The 16,999-nt window shown below is 36.3% G+C and carries 15 protein-coding genes and 1 tRNA gene; 12 read left to right on the plus strand and 4 right to left on the minus strand.

All coding sequences use genetic code 11. The features are described 5' to 3' along the window. Nucleotides 1–39 precede the first annotated feature (39 nt). Nucleotides 40–936, plus strand: a complete 897-nt coding sequence (locus ACFO7M_RS08420) for a DUF6252 family protein (RefSeq protein WP_379735097.1) — start codon at nucleotides 40–42, stop codon at nucleotides 934–936. A gap of 51 nt (nucleotides 937–987) precedes the next feature. Here the strand turns inward: ACFO7M_RS08420 and ACFO7M_RS08425 are convergent, their stop codons facing one another. Further along, on the minus strand, nucleotides 988–1,389 hold the full coding sequence (locus ACFO7M_RS08425) for a TerB family tellurite resistance protein (RefSeq protein WP_379714061.1): 402 nt from the start codon (nucleotides 1,387–1,389) through the stop codon (nucleotides 988–990). Nucleotides 1,390–1,438: 49 nt separating this feature from the next. On the opposite strand from ACFO7M_RS08425, the gene ACFO7M_RS08430 reads away from it, so the two are divergent. The 10 genes from ACFO7M_RS08430 to ACFO7M_RS08475 all read left to right on the plus strand — a co-directional run bounded on the left by ACFO7M_RS08430 (nucleotide 1,439) and on the right by ACFO7M_RS08475 (nucleotide 13,273). Then, on the plus strand, nucleotides 1,439–2,224 hold the full coding sequence (locus ACFO7M_RS08430; RefSeq protein WP_379735099.1) for an alpha/beta hydrolase: 786 nt from the start codon (nucleotides 1,439–1,441) through the stop codon (nucleotides 2,222–2,224). A 5-nt stretch (nucleotides 2,225–2,229) separates the two neighbouring features. Continuing rightward, on the plus strand, nucleotides 2,230–2,673 hold the full coding sequence (locus tag ACFO7M_RS08435; RefSeq protein ID WP_379735101.1) for a DUF1456 family protein: 444 nt from the start codon (nucleotides 2,230–2,232) through the stop codon (nucleotides 2,671–2,673). Between the two features lie 120 nt (nucleotides 2,674–2,793). Continuing rightward, nucleotides 2,794–5,073, plus strand: a complete 2,280-nt coding sequence (locus ACFO7M_RS08440; RefSeq protein WP_379735103.1) for a T9SS type B sorting domain-containing protein — start codon at nucleotides 2,794–2,796, stop codon at nucleotides 5,071–5,073. 32 nt (nucleotides 5,074–5,105) lie between these two features. Continuing rightward, complete coding sequence (locus tag ACFO7M_RS08445) at nucleotides 5,106–9,518, plus strand: T9SS type B sorting domain-containing protein (protein WP_379735105.1); 4,413 nt, start codon at nucleotides 5,106–5,108, stop codon at nucleotides 9,516–9,518. Nucleotides 9,519–9,670: 152 nt separating this feature from the next. Next, complete coding sequence (locus ACFO7M_RS08450) at nucleotides 9,671–10,465, plus strand: alpha/beta fold hydrolase (protein ID WP_379735107.1); 795 nt, start codon at nucleotides 9,671–9,673, stop codon at nucleotides 10,463–10,465. Between the two features lie 10 nt (nucleotides 10,466–10,475). Continuing rightward, nucleotides 10,476–10,799, plus strand: coding sequence for a hypothetical protein (locus ACFO7M_RS08455; RefSeq protein ID WP_379714078.1), 324 nt, complete (start codon nucleotides 10,476–10,478; stop codon nucleotides 10,797–10,799). Nucleotides 10,800–10,808: 9 nt separating this feature from the next. Beyond that, nucleotides 10,809–11,285, plus strand: coding sequence for a hypothetical protein (locus ACFO7M_RS08460; protein ID WP_379735109.1), 477 nt, complete (start codon nucleotides 10,809–10,811; stop codon nucleotides 11,283–11,285). Nucleotides 11,286–11,310: 25 nt separating this feature from the next. Next, nucleotides 11,311–12,162 (plus strand): hypothetical protein, encoded by an 852-nt coding sequence (locus ACFO7M_RS08465; protein ID WP_379735111.1) that lies wholly within the window; start codon nucleotides 11,311–11,313, stop codon nucleotides 12,160–12,162. Nucleotides 12,163–12,192: 30 nt separating this feature from the next. Then, complete coding sequence (locus ACFO7M_RS08470; protein ID WP_379735113.1) at nucleotides 12,193–12,792, plus strand: peptidylprolyl isomerase; 600 nt, start codon at nucleotides 12,193–12,195, stop codon at nucleotides 12,790–12,792. 82 nt (nucleotides 12,793–12,874) lie between these two features. Next, nucleotides 12,875–13,273 carry an ACT domain-containing protein gene (locus ACFO7M_RS08475; RefSeq protein WP_379714089.1) on the plus strand — a complete coding sequence of 133 codons (399 nt, stop codon included), beginning with the start codon at nucleotides 12,875–12,877 and terminating at the stop codon, nucleotides 13,271–13,273. A gap of 423 nt (nucleotides 13,274–13,696) precedes the next feature. On the opposite strand, the gene typA is transcribed toward ACFO7M_RS08475, so the two are convergent. Further along, on the minus strand, nucleotides 13,697–15,496 hold the full coding sequence (gene typA, locus ACFO7M_RS08480; protein WP_379714092.1) for a translational GTPase TypA: 1,800 nt from the start codon (nucleotides 15,494–15,496) through the stop codon (nucleotides 13,697–13,699). Nucleotides 15,497–15,684: 188 nt separating this feature from the next. On the opposite strand from typA, the gene ACFO7M_RS08485 reads away from it, so the two are divergent. Continuing rightward, nucleotides 15,685–16,455 (plus strand): DUF5995 family protein, encoded by a 771-nt coding sequence (locus ACFO7M_RS08485; protein WP_379735115.1) that lies wholly within the window; start codon nucleotides 15,685–15,687, stop codon nucleotides 16,453–16,455. 58 nt (nucleotides 16,456–16,513) lie between these two features. Here ACFO7M_RS08485 and rpsT read toward each other — a convergent pair whose 3' ends face one another. After that, nucleotides 16,514–16,765 carry a 30S ribosomal protein S20 gene (gene rpsT, locus ACFO7M_RS08490; protein ID WP_379714096.1) on the minus strand — a complete coding sequence of 84 codons (252 nt, stop codon included), beginning with the start codon at nucleotides 16,763–16,765 and terminating at the stop codon, nucleotides 16,514–16,516. A 157-nt stretch (nucleotides 16,766–16,922) separates the two neighbouring features. Further along, nucleotides 16,923–16,994, minus strand: a tRNA-Glu gene (locus ACFO7M_RS08495). Between the last annotated feature and the right edge of the window lie 5 nt (nucleotides 16,995–16,999).

Consider the following 16,999-nt stretch of genomic DNA (forward strand, 5'->3'; position numbering starts at 1 on the left):
TATTTTTGTCACTCAATTAAATCTATCAACTAAAAAATTATGAAAAATTTCTTAAAATTCTTTTGTCTTGCTCTGACAGGAATGTTATTATTTTCATGTAGCGGTTCTGATGACGCTTCAAATAACGAATCAATTACGGCGACTATCGATGGACAAAGATGGACTTCTTCTGGTGCTGGTGCCACAATTGAAGATTACTCTACCGCTGAAGAGAACGTTCATGTCTTGGAAATTTTTGGTGTTAAGTCCAATGGTTCATCCATGACCTTCCAAATTCCAATTACTGATTTAACTGTTGGTACCCACAACTATGATATCGATAGTGGAGCATTGTTGACATATGTATCGGCTGATGAACAATATTACGCTAGCCATGAAACCGGATCATCTTTTACGTTAACTATTTCGGATATAAACATCAATACAGGAAGACTTTCGGGTACATTTTCAGCAACTTTACACGATTTGGATGGTAATAGTATAACCATAACAGATGGAGAAATAAATAATGTAATTGTAATCAATAATGACTTCTATACTAACGGCACTATGACGTTGACCAAAAACGGAGGTACAGCATTCACTATGGACAACAATCCTAGTGACAGTAAGTTTTTAATGATTTCTCAAACTTCGGCTTCTACTGGGATTAATTTATTCGGAAACAATACAAATATTGGTTCAGATTTCGGTGTTTATAACATCTCTTTTCCAAAAAACGTAACGCCTGGAACCTACAATTTGGCTTCTACAGATGGTTTCGGTGCCGGAATTGGAAATGCCGATAATCAAGCCGAGTTCAATTTAACCTCTGGTAGTTTAACCATCAGTTCACACAATGGAAATAACGTTGTCGGAACCTTTAACTTTACAGTCAATAATGGCTCACAAACGGTAACACTTACCAACGGAAGTTTCAACATTACACACAAATAAAAACAAACAAAAATCCCTTGAATATTCAAGGGATTTTTATTTGTTTTTTTATTAATTCAATTGTTCATGAAAAGCACCTAACAAAACTTCAGCTTCAACCATTTGGTCTGGAGATGCTTCCATTAGATGCAAAATTCGTTTCATGGCATTAGGATTCAATCCCATGTTAATACCAATTTCATTGATTGCAATTCGCTCGTGTTCGTGCATTACGCCATCACAATGCATAAGCAGTGCCAAACGATAAAAATGTAAAATACGATGAAACTCATCTTTGATCACAGTTATCTCATTACGTCTTTTGAATAAATCTAAAAAAGTCGCTTTATCTATTTGTAATTCCTGAGAAACCATTAGTAAAAAATCATATTCACGATCGTGCAATTCCCCATCAACAACAGCGAATGCAATCATTTCAGACAACAAGCTGATTTTCTCTTCGTATGAATCCATAAATTGATTATTTTTAGCAAAACTATACTTTTTACTGTAAATCCAAAACATGTTTCAAAAAATATTCCTCTTCGCAATTGTTCTATTAATTTTCCCTAAAGGAATGAGCCAGGAAAATACAGCAAGCAAACAAGTTTCCACATTTATCATTGAAGCACTTCAATTGAAAAAAACCAAAAAAATATGGGTATATCTTCCAGAAAATTATCATTCTACTACCAAAAAATATCCTGTGATTTATTTGAATGATGCTCAAAACCTTTTTGATACTAAAACCTCCTTTTCTGGAGAATGGAAAATTGATGAAACCCTAGACAGTTTAAAAGCCGAAGTGATAGTAATTGGTATTGAACATGGTAACGAAAAACGAATAGATGAATTAACTCCTTATGCTAACGAAAAATACGGAGGCGGTAAAGCAGATGAATACTTGGATTTCATCGTAAAACAACTCAAACCACATATAGACAAAACGTATCGTACAAAAACTTCTTCCAAACATACTACAATCGGAGGCAGTTCTCTTGGCGGATTATTTTCATTGTATGCGCTTCAAAAACATCCAGATATTTTTCAAAAAGGTATTATTTTCTCACCTGCTTTTTGGATAAATCCCGAATTGTACCCGCTAATTCAAAAGTCAAACCTGAAAGCAAGAATGTATTTTTTGTGTGGCGATAAAGAAAGTGAAGATATGGTGTCCGACATGCAAAAAATGATTAACGTGCTTCCTAAAAATTGTACAATTGCATCCAAAATCATAAAAGATGGACAACATAACGAAAAATTATGGCGGGAAGCTTTTGCAAAAGCGTATCTTTGGCTTTATAAATAATTGACATGAATAATAACGAAATATTCAAAAAACTTCGAGTTGCTCTACAGCTTCGCGATGATCAGATAGTAGAAATTTTAGAACTGGTTAATTTTAGAATTTCAAAGGGAGAAATTGGCAATTTTTTTCGTCAGGAAGAACATCCAAAATTTATGGAATGTGGCGATCAGGTTTTACGTAATTTCCTAAACGGATTGGTGATTCATTTGAGAGGTACTAAAGAACATCCTAAAAACGCAATGGATGTAATTAATGAAAACGCAAAAAAAGTAGCCGCAGTACCCAAATCCACTGAAGAAAAAAAGAAAAAAAACTTTTCAGAAAAACCCAAAACCGATTTCAAAAAGAAAACTACTTTTAAACCAAAATCGGCACCAAAAAAAACGGAAACAAAGACATCCGTAGTTGAAAATGTTAAATTCAATAATGGAAAAAACAAAAAAAAATAATCCCAAAAATCCCTTTGTGAACAGCTTAGGGATTTTTTCCATTCAACAAAAGCTATCATTTTGTTAAAAACTCCTAAAAAATTACAATTGTAATTATATTTGCGGGCTATTTATTTTAGAATGAGAAACTTTGCCCTACTTTTTTTATTCAGTTGTACCTGTTCATTATATTCACAATATATCCAAGTTGACGATACTTTCACAGCGCAACAATTGGTAACCAATTTCTTTGCCAATAACACCAATTGCGGACAAGCAATCAATGTCTCTGTTAGCGGAGGTAATTTCTCTGGAGCACAAAGTTTCGGAAGTTTCAGTCAAGGAACAAGTACATTCCCCTTTGCAAATGGTATTGTGTTAAGCACCGGAAGAGCTTCCTCAACGGTTGGTCCAAATACAGGAAACAGTAGTGAAACCATTTCCACATGGCTCGGAGATCCTGATTTAGAACAAGCTTTATCACTAGGAAGCACTTTCAATGCCACTGTTTTAGAATTTGACTTTATACCAAACACCAATTCAATCAGTTTTGATTATATATTTTCTTCGGAACAGTATTTAAGTAATCCTTCCCAAAACCAATGCGGTTTCACTGACGGATTTGCATTTTTAATTAAACCAATTGGCGGTACCTATCAAAACATCGCATTAGTACCCGGCACAAACATTCCGGTTTCGGTGAATACAATCCGAGGCACAGGTACGGTTTGTCCACCAAGTAACGAAATCTATTTCGATGCGTTCAATGGACCAAATCATCCCACCACATTCAACGGTCAAACCAAAGTACTCAAAGCACAAGCCAATGTGATTGCTGGTAATTCGTATCATATCAAATTAGTCATTGCAGATCAAGGCAACGGCTTATATGATTCAGCCATTTTTCTCGGTGGAGGTACTTTCCAAAGCGAAACCGACCTAGGTCCGGATCGCCTTGTAGCCACAAACAATTCGTATTGTGCAGGTGACAGTGTTGTTCTTGACGGTACCCAATCTGGAACAAATAATACTTACAGATGGTATAAGGACAATGTTTTTACAGGAATTACAACACCTACTTACAATGTCATTGACAATTCCAATCAAAATATTGTGGAATACAAAGTGGAAGTATTAATTAATGGTACTTGTCTTTCCACCGGTGATGTACGACTTCAATTTGCACCACTACCATCACTTTCAAATCAAACGTTGGTTCAGTGTGATAGCGACAATAATGGATCGGCAATCTTTAACTTGACTAAACTGGATAATTTAATCCGAAACAATGACCCGAATCTTGGTGCAGTAACATATACTGAAAGTATCGGAGGTAACCCAATTCAAAATCCTACTAGTTACACCAGCACTCCCAAAACAATTTACGCAAATGTCACTAATACATACGGATGCACTGCAGTAGCCCAAGTAACTTTAAGTATTGAAAACAATACTGTTTCTTCAGTTACCTATTCCAAATGTGATGAAGATGGTACTAAAAACGGAATCACAACTTTTGACTTGAATACAGAAATAACTCCTTTGGTAACGAATGGACTTCCATCAGGAATTGTAGTTGAATATTATAGTTCTGCTAGCAATGCCGAAAATCAAACCAATCCATTAGCAAACAACTATACGAATACAAATGCGAACAATCAAACGCTCTATGCAAGATTGGTTAATGGTCCCGATTGTTATGATATTGTGCAAATACAACTAAATGTAAATTACAATACACCAAATAATTTTGGTGATGAAAATTCGTATTTATGTCCAAACGAAACAGTAACGTTGAGTGTTTCTTCAACTTTTAACAGTTACAATTGGTCCAATGGAGATACTGATTTTGAAACTCAAATTACTACTTCCGGCACCTACACCGTAGAGGTTACAGATACCAACGGATGCAAAGCAACAAAAACATTCAATATAATACCATCTGCTCCGGCAAGTAATATCGCTGCAATTATTCGTGACTTTTCAGAAAACAATTCAATAACGATTACCTATACTGATAATGGTGGTGATTATGAGTTTTCGATTGATGGAGTAACTTTTCAAGATAGTCCCACATTCAACAACCTCGAAGCAGGTGAATATACTATCTATGTAAGAGATAAAAATGGTTGCCAACCAACACCATCAACAACAATCTACATACTCGACTTTCCTAAATATTTTACACCAAATAATGATGGTTATAATGATACTTGGAAAATAGCTAATTTGGAATTAAATGGACTTTCCTACATTTCTATTTTTGACCGTTATGGTAAATTAATCAAACAAATGGATTCCAATTCATCCGGTTGGAATGGAACTTATAATGGAAAATCTCTTCCCGCTGATGATTATTGGTTTGTTTTAACACTTTATAATGGAAAAACATTAAAAAGTCACTTCTCGCTTAAAAGATAATTATCTACCTTTGGGCTGCAATTAAAAAACCCATGAAGATAAAATTACTTTTACTAACTTTTTTAGTTAGTGTAACTTGTTTTGCACAATTTAGTAAAACACATTACATACCTCCTATCTCGAATGCTGCGAGTATTGTACCGCAAGATCAAAGCTTATACATTTCTTGTCCAAGCGTTACGCCTATAAACTTCAGAATTATTCAATTGGGAGGAACTACGATTAATGGAACTGTTTCTAGAGACAATCCTTATATCCTATCTATTGCCACAAACGGTTCCAACAACCAGTTAATGGTAGATGAAACTGGCGCAAATTCAGTATTCAATAATAAAGGTTACATTATTGAAGCCGAAGACCTTGTATATGTAACAGTTCGAACTGTGGCAACACCAGGCCGATTTCACGCTGGTGGACTAGTATCCAAAGGATTAGCAGCACTCGGAACACAATTTAGAATTGGTGGATTCTTAAATCTTGGAACTCCTGTTTTCTCTGAAAATTACTACACATTTGCTTCCATTCTAGCTACTGAAAATAATACAGTTGTTACATTTGACGACATCAAACCCGGAGTAACTTTGGTGAATAGTTTCACTGGAAATCTTCCCTTCAGTATCACTCTGAATGCAGGTGAAAGTTATATTATAGCTACCCAAGGTGGCTTGACCGAAGCCAATCGCGATGGCTTGATTGGAGCATCAATCTCAGCCACTAAACCGATTGCTGTAAACTGCGGAACTTTTGCAGGAAGTAATAGTAATACAACCAATTTAGATTTAGGTTTCGACCAAATCGTATCTGCCGAAAGAACAGGTATGGAATATATCTTTGTTAAAGGTGATGGTTATGACGAAATCGAAAGACCACTACTTATCGCTAATGAAGACAATACCGAAATTTTCATCAATGGAAATGCAACACCAATCGCTACCATTAACGAAGGAGAGTACTATACTTTTGACGGAAGTTTTTTTTCAGGAAATAGAAACTTGTATGTACGAACTTCAAAAAAAGTATTTGCCTACCAAGCTATTGGTGGAATAGGCACAGATGGCGGACCTAATTTAGCCAATCAAAACATGCACTTTGTACCGCCTTTAAGCTGTGAAACCCCCAAGGTAATCAACAACATTCCTCGTATCAATGAAGTAGGTAATGATACCAATTTTGGTGGAACGGTATGTGTGGTTACCAAAACAGGTGCAGCGCTTAATTTCATAATCAACGGTACTAATCATACGCTAAGTTCTTTAACATCCATAGGTGTTTCTTTTATTGGGCCTTCAGTTGTTAACGGAAATAGTGATTATGAAACTTATATTTTCTCAGGACTTAACGGTAACATATCCGTTTTTTCCAGCGAATCGGTTTACCTTTCTTACTACGGATCATCTGGGGCTGCAACTTATGGTGGTTTTTACTCTGGATTTACATTCGAACCTGAAATTGCATTCAATAAGATTGCGGTTACTAGCGAAAATTGCTTACCCAACGTTAATCTCAGTGTAAACGATGCTACATCCTTTGACGTTTTTCAGTGGTATTTCAATAATACAATTATTCCAAGTGCTACAACAAACTCATACAACCCTACTCAACCGGGATTTTATCATGTTAAGGCCACTATTTCTACTTGTGGTACGAATTTAGAATCTGACAGAATACCAGTAAGTGCTTGTCCTACAAATGCAGATGGAGATTTAGCAAACGATAATATCGATATCGATTATGATAACGATGGTATCACCAATTGCACAGAATCATTCGGAAATCAAATTATAAATACTTCTGTTGCTGCTGGAACCATTCCGAACACAACAACAACATACACGGGAGTAGCTTCAAATTCGCTACCGGCTTCCACAATCCCCTTTACTGGAAATGCAGATGGAAGTTTTATCACCGATATATTACCTGGAAAAGGATATTATGTTGATTATACGTTAACGTTCAGTCAACCTAGTAATATTACTTTGGAATACCCGCAAATTGCAGCTGCAACCGATTTAATGAATGCCAATGCCGAATACATTGTCAACTCTGATACCGATAAAAACGTAACGGTTTTGAATCCTGATAATCAGTTATTAATCGACACCAATTATGACGGTATTTACGAAAGTGGCGTAACGCAATTCTCTTCCTTCGAAATTCGATTCCGACTTAATGGAAATGCACCTTTAGCTGCTGGAACTGGAACTTTCAAATTCCAGACTTTCCAATCTAGCACGTTCAAAATAACACACAAAAACTTATTGGACTCAGCACCAAACAAATCGACTTTCAAAGTTGTAGCTACTTGTGTATACAAAGACACCGATTTGGATGGCACTCCTGATATGTTCGATACAGATAGTGATAATGATGCTATACCAGACGTTATTGAAGCACAAGGAAATTCACCGGTAACGATTGCAAATGCTGACACTAACTTGGACGGATTAGATAATGCTTTCGAACCTGGATTTGTTCCTGTGGATACCGATTTGGATTTAATTCCAGACTATATTGATTGGGATAGTGATAATGATGGTATTTACGACAGTGTTGAAACCGGAATTGATACCGATACCGACACCATTGGGAATTATAGAGATTTAGATAGCGATAGCGACCAATGTTTTGACGCCAAAGAAGCTGGCTTTGCCGATACTGATAATGATGGAATACTCGGAACATCTCCAGCAACAGTAGCAGCCAATGGTGAAGTCACAAGTGCTACTGGATACACAACTCCTAACCCGAACTACATCACTTCTGCACCAATTACAATTACAACACAGCCTGCAAATAAAGCACAATGTTTATTTGAAAGTACTACTTTCGAATTGGTAAGTAATGCCGAATTTTTCCAATGGCAAGTATCTGTCGATGGAGGAGTTAACTGGACCAATCTTGTCAATGATGCAACTTATTCGAATGTGACCTCAAATCAATTGACTTTGACAAACATTCAGAATAATATGAATGGTTATTTATACCGTACGCAGTTAAACCGTACCGGAAATAGCTGTGATTTCTTTTCCAATTCCGCACAATTGACAGTATATCCAAAACCGGTTTTAAACACTGGCGTACGAATCGTTCAATGTGATGATAATACAGACGGTATCACTGTTTTCAATCTTCGTCAAAAAGAATCTGATATCTCTGCTACAGCCACAACTGAAACTTTCACCTATTTCACTACACAAACTGGAGCGCAAAACAACGACACCTCGCTACAAATCACTAATCCATTAGCATTTGCCAATACCACACCGTACTCTCAAATTATTTGGGTTAGAGTAACCAATGCAAACAACTGTTATGAAGTAGTAGATATGCAGTTGGTTTCATCAACTACCAATGCCATTTTGAGTGCTGCAGTAATTAATCCATTACACGTTTGTGATGATTTTGTAGATGCTGCCAATGATGACTACGACGGTATTTCAGAATTTGATCTGACAACTGTTCAATCTTACATCGATGGCTTAATTACCGCAACTGGTTACACCTACAAGTTTTATAAAAACTACAATGATTTCCTTCAGGAAGTAGATGCTGCTGGGAATTCATTAGCAATAACCAATATTACCAATTACAGAAATATCGGTTACACTAATACACAAACAATTTGGGTACGTTTGGAAGATGCAAGCACAAATGACTGTGTTGGAAGTACGAATTTTCAACTGATTGTTGATCCGAAACCAAATATTGACACGAATGTTGACATGGAAGACGACGCATACATCTGTACCAATGAACCGAATATTTATCAAACCATTACAGCCGGATTACCGAATGGCGCCAACCCAGCGGATTACACTTACACATGGTACAAAGATGGTAATCTATTAACTGGTGAAAACAATGCCACATTAATTACCAATCAGGATGGTGTTTATAAAGTTGAAGTAGCGAATGCAACTGGTTGTTTCAAGGAAAGAATAGTAACTATAAAACAATCCAATTCAGCTACCTTGGTAGGCGAACCAATAGTTAAAGATTTAACTGAAAACAATACCATCACTGTTACCGTAACTGGTTTGGGTAACTATGTTTTTGCTTTGGATGATTTATATGCTGAAAGACAAACTACTGGTTTCTTCGAAAATGTTCGTCCTGGTTTACATACTGTTTATGTGATTGATTTGAACGGATGTCCGGTATTGGAAATCCCTATTTCTATAACTGGATTCCCACAATTTTTCACACCTAACGGAGACGGATACCATGAAAATTGGAACATTATTGGAGCCAACAGTCGCTTCAATGCAAATGCTAAAATTTATATTTATGACCGTTTTGGAAAATTTCTAAAAGAAATCACTCCCCTTTCACAAGGTTGGGATGGTACCTATTTAGGAACTCCATTACCTGCCGACGACTACTGGTACAAAGCTACTTTAGAAGATGGTAGAGAAGTAAGAGGTCACTTCACACTAAAACGATAAAGATAAACTCCCGCAGATGTCGGGAGTTTTTTTATGTGCTTTTTCTTATATTTATAGTTCACTTTTAAAAACATACAGCAATGCAAGTAATTGTAATAGCAATTTTTTTCCTCTTAACAATGACTGGCTGTAAGAATTCAAACCACAAAGCAATGAAAACTTCTAAATCTTTGGAAAGTTCAAATGGTTATGCCAATGTGAACGGAATCAAAATGTATTATGAAATTCACGGCACTGGAGAACCATTAGTAGTGATTCACGGTGGCGGTTCAACTATTGAAACTTCATTTGGTCGTATATTACCCGAACTAGCCAAAAACAATACTGTCTATGCACTGGAAATGCAAGCACACGGACATACAACCGACAGGAACTCGCCGCTATCTTTCGAACAAGATGCAGATGATATCGCTGCACTTCTTAAGGAATTGAAAGTCAAAAAAGCACATATTCTTGGTTTCAGCAACGGCGGAACGACCACTTTGCAATTTGCTATCCGTCATCCGGAAATGACCAATAAAATTATCGTGGCTTCGGCTTTTTATAAGAAATCTGGTGCTCCGGATTGGTTTTGGCCCATGATGCAAAATCCGACATTTGAAGGGATGCCACAAGCGCTCAAAGAGGCTTTTCTTAAAGTCAATCCAGATCCGAAAGCATTATACAAAATGTACGAAAGAGATGTCGCCAGAATGCAATCGTTCAAAGATATAACAGACGAACAACTCCAATCAATCAAAGCTCCAGCACTAATTATAATGGGAGATAAAGATGTGGTCACCACTTCTCATGCAGCCGAAATGCAAAACATACTATCGGGTGCACGATTAGCGATATTTCCTGGTGGCCACGGAGATTATATTGGTGAAATTACGACACCACAAGATTCGACTTTAATCAAAACCACCGCTACAATAATTCATAAATTTCTAAATGATAAACTTTAAAAAACAAACTATGAAAACTGATCTATACACTAAAACTGTTCTCTCTATTATTGCCGTTTGTTTAACGATTCTAACTTTACAAAGCATTGATATCATTCCGAAATCATACGCTTCCGAAGGACATAAAAACCTATCCATAGTACCCAACCGTAACTATGGTTTAGTACCTTTGAACGAAAACGGAACTATCGATGTTAATATCACTTCTTCAAGCGCTGAATTGGACGTCAATCTCAGAAGAATCAATACAAACGATGAATTGGATGTGAATATAGACGAAATTGGAGGCGGCTTCATTTCGCATGGCGGACCTATACCCGTTACCATTAAATAATCCAAACCCATGCAAACGCTCAAACTATCAGAATTAATCGGCAAAGAAATTACGGATATAAGGTTTCAGTATACTGAAGAAAATCAATATGGCTTACAATCATTTCACGCTTATCTCAAGCTGAACGACAATACAATTATTGATATTCCTCAATCCGATGAAGATGATTATCTCGAATTGACAACAGAAAACATTGACTATTTACAAAAGAAATTTGACAGCAGCGAATCAATTAATGAACTTGCCAAAAAATACTGTATTGGACAAAAAATTGTCGATTTCTTCTTCTTCTATAGTGATGATGAATTCGATATAGGAACCTCAGGCTATATAAAATTATCCAATGGTTACTATCTCTCAGAAATCAATTATGGTCCACCGGGTATAACTACAGTCGATTTAATTCTACTGAACGAATCAAAATTTGAAAACCATCGAAATAATCCAAAAATGAACATTCGTTCCTTTTTAAATTCTCTACAATAATCTTCTACAGACATTCAAAAAAACCATGAAAACCCAAGTTTCTTTCTATTTCCTTTTGACGTGCCTTTTGCTAAATGCCTGCAAAAAGGAAGTCACTACAAATACCAAGCAAAAAGTAGTACCATCCAAAGCTACTTCAAATGCAAAAACCGACACCATTGCTAAAAAGGAATTGAAAGAAGAAAAAAAAGAGATGGATTGGATTGCAGAGGTCGTGAAAACCATCCCTAAAAACCTCAAACCGGTATTGGGTTATCGATTTATAATTGAAGGTGATTTTAATGGCGATGGTAAAAAAGAAAAACTCATCGAACACTATTACAGTGAAAAAGAAAAGAAAGAAACGTGTAAATTCTATGAAAATATTGAGGAATTAGATCAATTGATCGCAGTAACAATCCGAAAACAAACGCGCTCGTACCTGCTTTCTGATGCTAAAAAAATAGACACCTTAAACTTCAACTATCTTGATAATTTTGGCTTAGCTTTCTTAAAAAATGAAGGAGATTTGAATGGTGACGGCACTGATGAAATATCCTATGTACTTGATTATGGCGATTATTCCAGCCTAAACAGCTGGCATATTGCAACCTATAAAAACAACCAATGGAAAGACATTTACACTTTCCCCATTTGGGATTGGCAACTTCCTGATTTGCCAGACGCACCGAATCAATACGGTCTTTTCGGAGTCCAAAACAAAATCATAACTACCGAAAATGATTCCTTGAATAAAGCACTTGAAAAACAAATCAAGGAATTCAAAGGATTGGTCCATAAAGTCAAAAAGAACCGCATCGAAGTCATTTACAGAACCGATGATGCTGATGAAGGTAAGAAAATCGTGAAATTGGATAAACTGACGTCAAACAATTAATTCCTACATTTGACACTTAAGATACAAACAATGAAATTTACCTTACTATTGAACGCCTTTCTGTTTTCACTGAGCTGCTTTGCACAGGAAGAACAAATTGCCCCCATCAATACCATTGAACAGGCCAAAATACTCATCCAAGTGCATCCTGAATTAGACGGTCAAATCTGGACCACTATCCCGGAAACTCACTCAACTGACACTTCGAATGTATTTACCAGCAAGAAAAAGGGAGCTGTTTTCAGTGATGAAAACCGCGTTTACAAAGTGCTGAGCACTCAAAAAAAGAATGTACACAGAGTAAGTTATATCTTCCTTGACGGAAGTAAACTTTCCATGGAAGCTATCAATGCCCTGCGAAAAACAATCCTGGAGAAATACAAAGCCGGAACTCCGTTTACCGAGTTGGCGAATGAATATACAATGGATCACAACAAAACTGGTGATTTGAATTGGTTCAAAGACGGAACGATGGTACCCCTATTTGAAAAAGCAGTCAAAAAGCATAAAGTAAACGACATTTTCACTGTTGATATCCCTGAGAACAAGTGGTATTATGTGACGCTAAAAACATTTCAGGACAAAGAATTAGAAGAACTGACACTGTTGAGCGTAAAGAAAAAGAAATAGATCCTTGCAATAGATTTAATTTCTACAAAACAATAAACCCAAACTTTATAACTTTTCAACTTTACAACATTAAACTAAAATCATGTCCGGCGAAAAAAACTTAGCTACTTTACTCAAAACTATGAAACCCCAATTGAACAATGGGGAATATGTTTTTTGTACAGTCAAAAATGACACTCTGGTAAATTTCAGTGAAATCCTTTTTCATTTCAAGGAAGAAGAAGGCATTACAATCGTGCTGAAAAAGCACATAGCTGACCAATTAAGCCTTAACTATTCTTATATAGCTTCCTGGATTACCCTGACTGTGCATTCATCGTTAGAAGCCGTTGGATTAACTGCGGCGTTCTCTAATGCGCTCGCGAAAGAAAACATCAGCTGCAATGTGGTGGCTGCCTTTTATCACGATCATATTTTTGTAGATAAAAAAGACGCAACAAAAGCAATGGAAATCCTGAACCGCTTTTCAGAAGACAAATAACACCAATACATCTCTGAGAGAAATCCAAAGTTTTTGGACTACTGAACAGAGAAAACTCCTTACTGCTTGGTTAACACTCTTTACTGCTTCGTGTACAATCGTTACTGCTCGGTTAACACTCCTTACTGCTTGGTTAACACTCTTTACTGCTTGGTTAACACTTCTTACTGCTCGGTTAACACTCTTTACTGCTTCGTGTACAATCGTTACTGCTCGGTTAACACTTCTTACTGCTCCGTGTACAATCGTTACTGCTCGGTTAACACTTCTTACTGCTCGATTAACACTCCTTACTGCTTGGTTGACACTCTTTACTGCTTGGTTAACACTTCTTACTGCTTTAAAAACTTTGGACTTTCTTTATCAACCACAAACAAAAAATCCGGCATAAAAGCCGGATTTTCCTATATAAAGACATTCGTATTAAGCAATCTTATTACGTTTTCTGTCATTTTCATTCAAGTAGATTTTACGTAAACGAAGTGACTTAGGCGTTACTTCAACGTACTCATCTTTTTGGATGTATTCCAATGCTTCTTCCAAAGTGAATTTGATCGCAGGAACAATTCTTGTCTTATCATCAGCACCCGCAGAACGGAAGTTAGTCAACTGTTTCGTTTTAGTGATATTCACCACCATATCGTCACCTCTTGAGTTCTCACCGATAACCTGACCTTCGTAAACATCTTCGTTAGGATCTACGAAGAATTTACCACGATCTTGTAATTTATTGATAGAATAAGGAATTGCTTTACCATTCTCCATTGAAATCAATGAACCGTTGATACGTCCAGCAATTTCTCCTTTGTACGGTTGATACTCTAAGAAACGGTGTGCCATGATAGCCTCACCAGCAGTAGCAGTCAACAATTGGTTACGTAAACCGATGATACCACGTGAAGGAATGATGAACTTAATGATCATACGCTCTCCTCTTGGCTCCATGCTCAACATTTCACCTTTACGCATCGTTACGAATTCAACCGCTTTTCCAGATACATTCTCTGGTAAATCAATAGTTAATTCTTCAATTGGCTCACATTTAGCACCATCAATTTCTTTGATGATTACTTGTGGTTGACCAATTTGCAACTCATATCCTTCACGACGCATTGTCTCAATCAATACAGATAAGTGCAATACACCACGTCCGAATACCATGAATTTATCCGCAGAATCAGTTTCATTAACTCTTAAAGCTAAGTTTTTCTCTAATTCTTTCGTCAATCTGTCTTTTACGTGTCTTGATGTTACGAATTTACCTTCTTTACCAAAGAAAGGTGAATCATTAATCGTAAACAACATACTCATTGTAGGTTCATCAATAGCAATAGTTGCCAATGCTTCAGGGTTTTCAAAATCAGCAACAGTATCACCAATTTCAAATCCTTCCAAACCAACAATAGCACAAATATCTCCAGCAACTACTTCAGCAACTTTCTTACGGCCTAAACCTTCAAAAGTGTGTAGTTCTTTAATTTTAGATTTTACAATAGATCCATCACGTTTTACCAAAGAAATATTCATTCCTTCTTTCAAAACACCTCTTTGTAAACGTCCGATGGCAATACGTCCAGTAAACGAAGAGAAATCCAATGAAGTAATCAACATTTGTGGCGTTCCTTCAGAAACTTTAGGAGCTGGAACATTGTTCAATACCATATCCAATAAAGGCTCGATGTTTTCCGTTTGGTTTTTCCAATCATCACTCATCCAGTTGTTCTTAGCCGAACCGTAAACAGTAGGGAAATCCAACTGCTCTTCTGTAGCACCCAATTCGAACATTAAGTCGAAAACTTTTTCGTGCACTTCTTCCGGAGTACAGTTTTCTTTATCCACTTTATTGATAACCACACATGGCTTCAATCCTAAATCGATAGCTTTTTGCAATACGAAACGAGTTTGAGGCATTGGTCCTTCAAAAGCATCTACTAATAAACAAACACCATCAGCCATGTTCAATACACGCTCTACTTCCCCACCGAAATCGGCGTGGCCCGGAGTATCGATAATGTTGATCTTTGTTCCTTTATACGTAACTGAAACGTTCTTAGAAGTAATTGTAATTCCGCGCTCGCGTTCCAGGTCGTTATTGTCAAGAATTAAATCACCTGTGTTCTCGTTTTCACGAAACAACTGACAGTGATACATGATTTTATCAACCAACGTAGTCTTACCGTGGTCAACGTGCGCAATAATCGCAATATTTCTAATTGATTCCATGTGATTTTTTTTGTGGTGCAAAAGTACGATTATTTTTTACATAAAAAACATTTTTAATTCAAGCGCTAAATACTTAACAATTAGAACATAATAAAATAATAAGAACACCGCACCGAAGCAATGCAAAAAAGGATAGGCATCTCAGATTTTATTTTTACATTTATGAAAATTTAGAAGAATTCACCTACATGCAAGCGAATACCATTAACGAAGTCATTAGTATATTAGACACTATAGTTGAAGAATGCAAAACCAACAACAACCCTTTGGGTTATTTTGCTGTTTTATATCGAAAAGTAACCATCAATGTTAGAGATGGAATTGCGAACCAGCGTTTTGAAGACAATCAAAGAATGGAAAAACTAGACGTATTATTTGCCAATCGTTATTTTAAAGCTTATTTTGACTATAAAGAACAGAAACCTATCTCAAAGTGTTGGGAGATTTCGTTCAAAGCCGCTTCCAAAAAACATTTGGTATTACAACATCTTCTTACTGGAATCAATGCTCATATCAACTTGGATTTAAGCATCGCAACCATCGACACTATCGAAAACAACACTTTAGACAGCATACAAAACGACTTCAACCATATCAACTCGTTACTTTCAGAAATGACCGATGAAGTAAAACGAAATATGAGTGTAGTCTCTCCTATTTTCGGATTGGTAATGCCTTTAGCCAAACAATGGGATGATAAACTAATTCAATTCAGCATTCAGACTGCCAGAGACGGCGCGTGGTTATTTGCCAAAGAATTAAAAGCAGCCCCGGAACAAAGAAATGATTTAATACAAATAAGAGATTTAAAAATCGAAAACTTAGGCTTCAAATTACTTAATCCTGTAAGGACATTGCAATGGGTTCTAAATATAATATTGTGGTGTGAATGGGGTACTATTGCTTCTAAAATCGAAGCACTTGAAGGAAAACTAGCCACTGAACCAGCGCTGGCTTAAAAACAAAAAAGCCTTGCAAATGCAAGGCTTTTGAGTAAATTTTGAACACTAATTTAAATTATAAAGCAGCTACGTGTCTAGTTAATTTAGACTTCAAGTTAGAAGCTTTATTATCGTGTATGATATTTTTCTTTGCTAATTTATCAATCATTGAAATAACGCTAGATAATTTTGCAGCAGCTTCAGCTTTGTCAGTAGCTACACGGATTGCTTTGATAGCATTACGAGTAGTTTTGTGCTGATATCTGTTTAACACTCTTCTTTTTTCGTTACTTCTGATTCTTTTTAAAGCTGACTTATGATTTGCCATTTTCTTTTAATTTTAATTGTAATAATTATTTATAAACTATCAGTTAAAAAAGAAAAACCTCCCACAACTGCATTTACAATCACTTTGGTTTTAACTAATAAAATAAAGACCGAGACACTGCTCTTTATTTTATAAAACTTATTTACAACTAATTTTGTAGCCCGTAAGGGAATCGAACCCTTCTTACCAGGATGAAAACCTGGCGTCCTAACCGATAGACGAACGGGCCATCGC

It is taken from the genome of Flavobacterium sp. GCM10023249 (assembly GCF_042653365.1).
Lineage (GTDB): Bacteria > Bacteroidota > Bacteroidia > Flavobacteriales > Flavobacteriaceae > Flavobacterium.